General features: G+C 51.4%; 5 protein-coding genes and 1 pseudogene. 4 read left to right on the forward strand and 2 right to left on the reverse strand.

From position 1 onward, the window contains the following. Positions 1-428 (reverse strand): annotated as a pseudogene (locus tag HX778_RS23330) (hypothetical protein); the annotation flags it as partial. A gap of 200 nt (positions 429-628) precedes the next feature. Then, positions 629-1,465, reverse strand: coding sequence for a flagellin (locus tag HX778_RS23335; protein ID WP_176983189.1), 837 nt, complete (start codon positions 1,463-1,465; stop codon positions 629-631). A gap of 400 nt (positions 1,466-1,865) precedes the next feature. On the opposite strand from HX778_RS23335, the gene fliD reads away from it, so the two are divergent. The 4 genes from fliD to amyA all read left to right on the forward strand — a co-directional run bounded on the left by fliD (position 1,866) and on the right by amyA (position 5,626). Then, complete coding sequence (gene fliD, locus HX778_RS23340) at positions 1,866-3,287, forward strand: flagellar filament capping protein FliD (protein ID WP_255483498.1); 1,422 nt, start codon at positions 1,866-1,868, stop codon at positions 3,285-3,287. A gap of 9 nt (positions 3,288-3,296) precedes the next feature. Beyond that, positions 3,297-3,707, forward strand: coding sequence for a flagellar export chaperone FliS (fliS, locus tag HX778_RS23345; protein ID WP_038481644.1), 411 nt, complete (start codon positions 3,297-3,299; stop codon positions 3,705-3,707). Continuing rightward, positions 3,707-4,069, forward strand: coding sequence for a flagella biosynthesis regulatory protein FliT (gene fliT / locus HX778_RS23350; RefSeq protein WP_038481641.1), 363 nt, complete (start codon positions 3,707-3,709; stop codon positions 4,067-4,069). Before fliS ends, fliT begins: the two co-directional genes overlap by 1 nt. Positions 4,070-4,138: 69 nt before the next feature. Beyond that, positions 4,139-5,626 (forward strand): alpha-amylase, encoded by a 1,488-nt coding sequence (amyA, locus tag HX778_RS23355; protein WP_176983190.1) that lies wholly within the window; start codon positions 4,139-4,141, stop codon positions 5,624-5,626. The last annotated feature ends 170 nt before the right edge of the window (positions 5,627-5,796 follow it).

Genomic DNA, 5,796 nt, shown 5'->3' on the forward strand with positions numbered 1-5,796 from the left:
TAAGTTGGCACCATTACCAGGAAAACGGTAGAATTGATTTCATTAATACGAAATAGAATTTGAATGGCTGCAACCAGATAGTTTTTATTCCCGTCGAGCTTCAGTGCCTCAACGATAAATTGCGTTATTTTTTCAACATTCGCCGCTTCAACCGCCGTAGACTTTTCTCCAGGCCGTTTGTAGAGCGCCGCATTACCCAGAATAATCGCCCCCATCATCAGCTTGAGCGCTCTGTCTTTTTCTGGGTTAAGTCCGGTCTGTGCCTGGTTTAATTTATCTTCGAGAGCGGCAAAATCAGAATTGGCAAAATTCAGGACTTCCGTCACCAGCCACGCGGGTAAAGCATCGGCTTCAGGCAGGTGAATCGCACGGGTAAACAGATCGCGGTAATATTGATGCAGGGCCCGAGTGCGGGAGAAACTGTTCATAACTGTCCTTTAGATTGCACTATTTTGCCAGACGGGTGATTGTCTGATGCTAGCACTCGAGCAGTAGGCATAATGCGCTGAACAAAACCGAAATTAACGCCTTATCCTTCATATTAAAAAAGCCCTGCTGCCCGCTATTTTCGACAAAAACAAAAAAAGGCTGCTGTTTCCAGCAACCTTTCTTGTAGCGGCCTGCGAAATTAACGCAGCAGGGACAGCATTGCCTGTGGAACCTGGTTTGCCTGAGACAGTACGGAAGTACCAGCCTGCTGCAGGATCTGCGCACGGCTCATGTTGGATACTTCGGTCGCGTAGTCAGCGTCCTGGATACGGGACTGAGCAGCAGACAGGTTGGTGATGGAGTTGTTCAGGTTGTTGATAGTGGATTCGAAACGGTTCTGAATCGCACCCATGTTAGAACGTGCGGTATCGATTTTCGCGATAGCAGCATCAGCAGCAGAAACAACAGCCTGTGCAGTTGAGTGGTCGGTGATCGCGGTGCTCAGGCCAGCGCTCAGGCTAGCGGAAGAGGCGTTGATCAGAGAGTCGCTGCCGATAACGATGGTATCGTTAGAGGTGGTGTTAGCGCCAACCTGGATGTTCAGACCAGTAGATACAGAACCGTCCAGCAGGTTTTTTCCGTTGAAAGAAGCACCGCCAGAGATACGGTCGATTTCAGACAGACGCTGGGTGATTTCAGTCTGGATGGATTTCAGGTCAGTGGTGCCGTTGGTATCGGTAGCAGCCTGCAGGGACAGTTCACGGATACGCTGTAAGTTGGTGTTGATCTCGTTCAGGTTACCTTCAGCGGTCTGAACCAGAGAGATACCGTCGTTAGCGTTACGAGCCGCCTGAGTCATACCCTTAACCTGGGAAGTCATACGGTTGGCAATCGCCTGACCAGCAGCATCGTCTTTCGCGCTGTTGATACGCATACCGGAAGACAGACGCTCGATAGCGGTACCCAGTGAAGACTGAGATTTGCTCAGGTTGTTCTGAGTAGTCAGGGACAGCAGGTTAGTATTGATTACGGACATAGTATTAATTCCTTAAAAATTGGGTTTAGGTTCGGTGCCTAACACTCACGGCGTCTCTCACCGTCAACAAGGTTATCGACGCCCTCTGTTCCAACTTTAGATTTAATGATAAAAAAAATTCAATTTGTTGAATTCAAAGGAAATTAATTTTACCGTTGGTTCCTGACCTCACCTTACCTACACTTTTATAATGCGTTTATTGCCCGTTCGAAAATATATCTTTGCGGCACTGAAGCCCATCAGCCACGCTATTAATGAAGGCGTCTTTTCCGACAATCGTCATATAAGGCCGATCCACGGCCTGCTATTCGGCTGATTATTTTTTTTACCTGGCTGTAAACTTTTCACCGAGTCAGCCGATAAGTTAATGAAACTACCAGCGACTTAAAGGAAGACATCAATGGCATCGATCTCTAGCCTTGGAGCAGGCACGACCCTGAACCTCCAGGACACTTACGATAAGCTTTATACGGCAGAGCAGACAAAATTAACCATTTTTGATACGCAGACCAAAACTTATCAAGCTCAGTTTAGTGCCTTTGGTCAATTAAAAACGGCGATATCTGGTCTGGAAACGGCGACGGCAGCGCTGACCAAAAGCGGTGCCCTGCTGGCAACGTCCGTGAGCAGCACGAATACTGCATTCAGTGCCACGACGACCAGCGATGCCATTCTTTCTGACTACACGGTTAACGTACAGCAGCTGGCGAAAGGCCAGGTATTAATGTCCGGCAGTATCGCCAGCAACACTGCACCGCAAGGGGCGACGACGGGCGGAACGCGTACGCTTACCATCACGCAGCCAGGGACGACGACCCCGTTAAACGTGACGCTTTCCGACAGTGACACCTCGTTAAACGGCATTGCAAAAGCGATTAATGGGGCCAACGGTAATGTTTCAGCCTCTGTCGTTAAAGCCACCGATGGTGATTACCGCCTGATGCTCACATCCAAGAGCACCGGCGCTAATTCGGATATGACCGTGACCGTCACCGGTGACGACCAGCTACAGGGCGTGATTGGCTACAACTCTGCCACCAAATCTGGCGCGTTGAGCGAGCAAACGCCGTCGCAAAATGCCAAAGTCTCGGTAAACGGCGTGGTGATTGAGCGTCAGAGCAATACCATTAGCGATGCTATGCCAGGCGTAACCCTGAACCTGAAAGCAAAAAGCACCGCCGACGAAACGCTGAGCGTGACGCGCACAACCGATGCCAGCAAAAAAGTCATTAATGATTGGGTAAAAGCCTACAACACCCTGCAGTCAACGATTGCGACCGTCACCAAGTACGTGAAAGTGACGCCGGGTGCGGCACAGGATAGCAGCAACGGCGCGCTGGTCGGCGACAGCACCGTTCGCGGTATTCAGGCAGATATTCGCAGCATGCTGACGCAGGTTCAGGGCGGCGATTTCAGCATTATGGCGCAGCTAGGGATTAGCCAGGATCCGGTGCTGGCACCTGATGGCTCCAGCGCGCTGAAAGTGGATGACGCCAAGCTGACTAAAGCGCTGAGTGATAACCCACAGGGCGTGATCAACTACTTCGTGGGTGACGGCAAAACCACCGGTTTTGCAACCCAGCTGGACACCAAACTGAACAACATGCTGAGCACCAGTTCCATCAACGCCGGGGTTATTAAAAACGCGCAGGATGGCCTGACCTCAACATTGAAAACTGTAGCAGATCGTAAACAGGATATGAGCGACAGTATCGACGCCACCATGGCTCGCTATAAGGCTCAGTTTACTTCCCTGGCAAACCTCGTCAGCCAGATGACCAATACGGGGAACTACCTGGCGCAGCAGTTCAACAAAAGTTAAGGATGTAATATGTACAAGAGTTCTGGTGTACAAGCCTATCAACAGGTCGGTCTGGAAAGCGCCGTTATGAGTGCCAGTCCACACCAGCTCGTGGTCATGCTGTTCGACGGGGCACTCAGTGCCCTTGTACGAGCCCGCCTGTTTCTGGAACAGGGGCAAATGCCACAAAAGGGAGAGGCGCTCTCCAAAGCCATTAACATCATTGATAACGGACTAAAAGCAGGTCTGAATATGGATATCGGAGGGGAACTTCCCGGTAACCTTGCGAATCTTTATGACTATATGGTGCGGCGTCTCCTGCACGCTAACTTGCGTAATGATGCCGACGCAATCAGCGAAGTAGAGCAATTGCTCGCCAATATTGCAGATGCATGGAAACAAATCGGCCCCTCTTCCTCTACATTTCAGGATGCTATCTGATGAATGATTTCATCTCATCCCTAAATGAGTGGTATGCCCTTCATGCCCTCAGTCAAACCATGCTTGACCTTGCTCATTCTGGAAAGTGGGATGAGTTGATTGAACAAGAAGTAAAGTACGTACAGCTGGTGGAGGCGATTGCTAATAATCCCATCGCTCAGGCCAGCAACAGAAGCCAGGAAGAAGCAAAGGCGTTACTCGATATGATTCTCACTAATGAAAATCAGATCAAAACGCTGCTTCATAGCAGGCTTAATGAGTTACGAGATCTTATTGACCAAAGCGGTCGTCAAAAGTCGCTGAACAATACCTACGGATTTCTTTCCGGCAACGTCCTGATGCCGAGCGATTTGAATCAGTAAACCTGCTGAATCACGTTTCTTATTCCATACTCCAGAGGTCAGCTAAATGACTTCTGGAGCACGGACGAGATGACTAACCCCACCCTGTTACAGTTTTTCCACTGGTATTCCCCCGGCGACGGAACGCTTTGGTCAGAAGTCGCAGACCGTGCGGCCAGCCTCAGCGACATCGGCATCAACATGGTCTGGCTCCCTCCCGCCTATAAAGGCAGCGCTGGCGGCTATTCGGTGGGCTACGACTGCTACGATCTTTTCGACCTCGGCGAATTCGACCAAAAAGGCAGCGTGCCTACCAAGTATGGGGATAAAACCCAGCTGCTGTCGGCGATAAACGCCCTTCGGGACAACAATATCTCTGTGCTGCTGGACGTCGTCGTCAACCACAAAATGGGCGCCGATGAAAAAGAGCGGATCCGCGTCAACAGGGTCAACGAAGACAACCGCAACGACATCTCGCCGGAGGTCATAGAATGTGAGGCCTGGACGCGCTACACCTTCCCCGCCCGCGCAGGGCAATACTCGCAGTTTATCTGGGACTACAAATGCTTTAACGGCGTAGACCACATTGAAAACCCCGACGAAGACGGCATTTTTAAAATCATCAACGACTACACCGGCGAAGGCTGGAACGACCAGGTTGACGACGAGCTGGGCAATTTCGACTACCTGATGGGCGAAAATATCGACTTTCGCAACCACGCGGTGACCGAAGAGCTAAAGTACTGGGCACGCTGGGTCATGGAGCAAACACACTGCAACGGCTTCCGGCTGGATGCGGTCAAACACATCCCCGCCTGGTTTTACAAAGAGTGGATTGAGCACGTCCAGCAGGTGGCGGAACAGCCGCTGTTTATCGTGGCCGAATACTGGTCACATGAAGTGGACAAACTGCAGGAATACATATCTCAGGTCGAGGGCAAAACGATGCTGTTTGATGCCCCGCTGCAGATGAAATTCCATGAGGCATCGAGGCTTGGCCGCGACTATGACATGAGCCAGATTTTCACCGGTACGCTGGTTGAAGCCGATCCGTTCCACGCCGTCACGCTGGTGGCTAACCACGACACGCAGCCGCTACAGGCGCTTGAGGCCCCCGTAGAGGCCTGGTTTAAGCCGCTGGCCTATGCGCTGATCCTGCTGCGTGAAAACGGCGTGCCGTCGGTGTTCTACCCTGACCTGTTCGGCGCGAGCTACGACGATGAAGGCGGAGACGGCCAGAACTACCACATCGACATGCCGGTCATTGAGCAACTGGATGACCTGATTCATGCCAGGGAGCGCTTTGCCCACGGCGTGCAGACTTTGTGGTTCGATCACCCTAACTGCATTGGCTTTAGCCGCAGCGGCACGGCAGAAGCGCCGGGCTGCGTGGTTATCATGTCCAACGGTGATGACGGCGAGAAAACCGTCACATTAGGCGAAAACTTCGGCGAAAAAAACTGGCGTGATTACCTGGGTAACCGCGAAGAAACGGTGCATACCGATAAAAGCGGGAGCGCAACCTTTGCCTGTAACGGTGGAAGCGTCAGCGTTTGGGTGCTGGAGGATGTGTTGTGATTTAGCTTCACCTGGCGCATTGCCTATTAATCATTAATAGCCACAATTATGTGGCGCTGGATAAAGATTCCGTTCACTTCCTGTCCAGTGTTTTCTGTAGCTCCCGTACCGGTGAACGTCTTAGGGGAGTCACCGTCACTCCCCTAAGAACCCGGACTCCCGGCCAAATA

Source organism: Cedecea sp. P7760, assembly GCF_013386425.1.
GTDB lineage: Bacteria > Pseudomonadota > Gammaproteobacteria > Enterobacterales > Enterobacteriaceae > Cedecea > Cedecea selenatireducens.

What these genes read in the sequence shown, in the direction of transcription:
- fliT (WP_038481641.1), top strand. Translation starts at nt 3,707, where the DNA reads ATGAATGATTTCATCTCATCCCTAAATGAGTGGTATGCCCTTCATGCC.
- amyA (WP_176983190.1), top strand. Translation starts at nt 4,139, where the DNA reads ATGACTAACCCCACCCTGTTACAGTTTTTCCACTGGTATTCCCCCGGC.
- HX778_RS23335 (WP_176983189.1), bottom strand. Translation starts at nt 1,465, where the DNA reads ATGTCCGTAATCAATACTAACCTGCTGTCCCTGACTACTCAGAACAAC.
- fliS (WP_038481644.1), top strand. Translation starts at nt 3,297, where the DNA reads ATGTACAAGAGTTCTGGTGTACAAGCCTATCAACAGGTCGGTCTGGAA.
- fliD (WP_255483498.1), top strand. Translation starts at nt 1,866, where the DNA reads ATGGCATCGATCTCTAGCCTTGGAGCAGGCACGACCCTGAACCTCCAG.